The 2,585-nt window shown below is 65.0% G+C and carries 5 protein-coding genes; all 5 read right to left on the bottom strand.

The features are described 5' to 3' along the window. The coding region (locus WCB02_RS41510; RefSeq protein WP_423968706.1) for a hypothetical protein at positions 1-699 on the bottom strand (699 nt) is incomplete at its 3' end. A 6-nt stretch (positions 700-705) separates the two neighbouring features. After that, positions 706-1,077 (bottom strand): hypothetical protein, encoded by a 372-nt coding sequence (locus tag WCB02_RS41505; protein ID WP_423968704.1) that lies wholly within the window; start codon positions 1,075-1,077, stop codon positions 706-708. 1 nt (position 1,078) lies between these two features. Further along, positions 1,079-1,228 carry a hypothetical protein gene (locus WCB02_RS41500; RefSeq protein WP_423968702.1) on the bottom strand — a complete coding sequence of 50 codons (150 nt, stop codon included), beginning with the start codon at positions 1,226-1,228 and terminating at the stop codon, positions 1,079-1,081. Between the two features lie 112 nt (positions 1,229-1,340). Then, positions 1,341-1,502, bottom strand: a complete 162-nt coding sequence (locus WCB02_RS41495) for a hypothetical protein (RefSeq protein ID WP_423968700.1) — start codon at positions 1,500-1,502, stop codon at positions 1,341-1,343. Positions 1,503-1,516: 14 nt separating this feature from the next. Continuing rightward, positions 1,517-2,585, bottom strand: a 1,069-nt coding sequence (locus WCB02_RS41490) for a hypothetical protein (protein WP_423968698.1), incomplete at its 5' end; no start/stop codon positions are given.

The following is a 2,585-nucleotide window of genomic DNA, read 5'->3' as shown; positions in this document are numbered from 1 at the left end:
GTCCGGGACAGTGACTTCCTGCGTGATCCCGATCCCGTTGACGTTCCCGTCCGTCGCCTGACCGCCCGGGTTCGGCTGAGCCTGATCAGCGCGGGGAGCCGACTTGTAGGTCCGCATTTCGCCCGGTGCCGCCTTATAGCGCTGGGCGTATTCGTTCCGGACGTTCTGCGACCCGGGGACGTTCCCGCCGATCATCGGCTGAGCCTGCGATAGCGGGGTCGTCGTGTCGATCGCGGAATGGCCGCCGATCGCCTGCGACGGGCTTAGCGGCTCTCCGCCCGCCGTGTTGTTCCCCGGTCCCGTCTTCAGCGCGGGACCACCGAAAAACTCCGCCGCGCTGTTGTTCTGCATGAGCTGGCGGATAGCGGTCTGCGGGAGCGTCACGGTCGGGGTCGCCCGGGGGCTCCGCAAAGTCGCGCCGCGCTGGTCACCACGGAAAGACGACTGCCGGGTTTCCGGGGTCGTCCCCATTGCGTTGTTGGCGCCGCTATCGGTGTCCGCGTTGATCTTCGCCACGCGCGGCGAGTTAGGCGGATGAGGGAACGTCCGGGTCTGCGAAGTGGAACCGGGGAAACCGGTCTGGTTCGCCGGTCCGGGACCGGCGGTCACCCCGCCGATCCCGGGCGCCGGTTCCACGTTGGAAACCGGAGCCGGACTGAACCCGAAACCAGCCTTAAGTGACGCGATCAGTCCGGCCATGAATTCCTACGCGCCTTCCTGCGAGCCGTTGTCGTCGACCGGCGCCGGGGCCGCGGTGGTCTTCCGCGCCTCGAGCTCCGCCTGTAGCTTGGCGATCTCATCGTCCTGGTCCTGCTCCGCCAGAGCCGCCCGAAGCTCTTCGATCTTGGCCGCCTTCCCGGTCACGGGCGCCGGAGCGTCGGCCGGGGTCGGGTCGGTGGTCGCGTCTTCCGGCGCCGCGGTCGTGTTCCCGTCCGGGTCGAAGTGGTCGTCCGCTTCCTGGTGCATCGCATCACGGTGAGCCGGGGAGAGGTCAAGGTGCTCGATGATCTCGTGAATGAGATTGTGCAGCTTGCTCCGCTCCGACTTTCCGGGCGCCGCTTCGGTGCTGTCCGTCATATCAGCCTGCTTCCGCTTGCTTAAGTGCCCCGGTGAACTGGTTTCCTACCGCGTTCACGTCGGAAGCGGTATTCGGCTTCGTGAGGAAAGTCGCGACCAGCGCGATAACCAGGATAAAGCCGATGATGTCTAGGAAGTCGGAAGGGTTCATCCGGCGATCTTCCCCTTAAGGCCGGTCAGCCACGCCTTCAGCATCGCGAAGGTGAGCCCGCCCAGAACGTAGGCGATGATGACCTGTAGCCAGTTGATTTCCATTTACCCTCCTACCTGGTTCCGACTTGCACGCTGACGGACCCGAACAGGTGGCGGAGGATCACCAGCAGGATCGCGGCGGCCAGCACGGTCAGCGCAAAAGCCCGGCTGATCGGGTACGTGTGAGCGGCGCCCGGTCCGGCTCCGGCCGGGGTCCGCATGTTGTACGGCATTCGCAAACCCCTTCCTAGCCGAAGATGTCGCCCTGCGGGAGAACTTCGCAAACCAGCATGACCAGCTTGGAAACGTTGGTTCCCCACGAACCGCGAAGCAGGTAGTCCTCCGACTCGATCGTCGGAAGGTAGAAGTTCACGTTTTCCGTGATGTCGCGCTGGTCAAGGAAGTACGGGATCGGGAAAACGCCCGTGTCGAGACCGTTCGCGTTGTCGTTGCCAGCGTCCGGGGTGGCGCCGGACACCTGCCCCAGCGTGGCCACGCCAGCGGTCACGGTCGTTGCGGTACCCGGGACCCCGGCGCCGTAGCCCCACACTTCCCAGATTCGCCGCGCCCAGTCGAGCGCGCTGATGTTGTCCTTCACGTCCTCATCGAGCACGATCTGAACGGGGTCCGCCCAGTTCGTCCCGGCCAGCGACGCCGCGGTCCCGGAGAAGTTCAAGCCGATGCGGACGTTCGAGCTGTTCTTCATGATCGGGAGCAGCATCCGCACGTAGTTGCCCAGCTTGCGGACCCGTGCGTCGAACTGGCCCGTGCTCATTGTAATGTTCTGCTCTGTCCACCGCTGAAGAGTGTTCATGTTCGGCGGGGTCGTCTGGACCTGCTGGCCGTTCAGAGTCTGCGGGGGCTGATCGTACGCCTCGAGCCACACTTCGACCGTGAATGTCGGGCTGGTGCCCTGACCGGCGCCGAAGACGTTCGTCAGCGTGTTGAGAACCAGATCGAGGGAGAACGGCGCCGCGGCATCCTTGTTCGGGAGCGCGCCCAGCCCGTCCCGGAGATCGAGCTCGAACGGGATCCGGAAGGCGAACGTAGCCCACGATCCGTTCACGTTGAAATTCGGATCGGCGCGGGGGTCGTTGTACTGGCGGTTCATGCCGTACTTCTGAATCATCGCGGCGTGGAACCCGGACGATGTTTGATACATCGTCTGGCCGTTCGGCTGCGTGACCTGCACGTTCGTGAAGATGTTGAACGGCGCGTCAGCCGCGGCGGTCCCCGTGATGCCGCCCGCGGCGGTCGTCGTGCAGGTCACCAGGAGCGACCGCATGTAGTCGTACGCCTTGATGTCGATCGGGCCG

The sequence above is a fragment of the Bradyrhizobium sp. genome (assembly GCF_049581145.1).
Taxonomy (GTDB): domain Bacteria; phylum Pseudomonadota; class Alphaproteobacteria; order Rhizobiales; family Xanthobacteraceae; genus Bradyrhizobium.
This window is presented reverse-complemented; position numbering and strand designations above follow the sequence as displayed.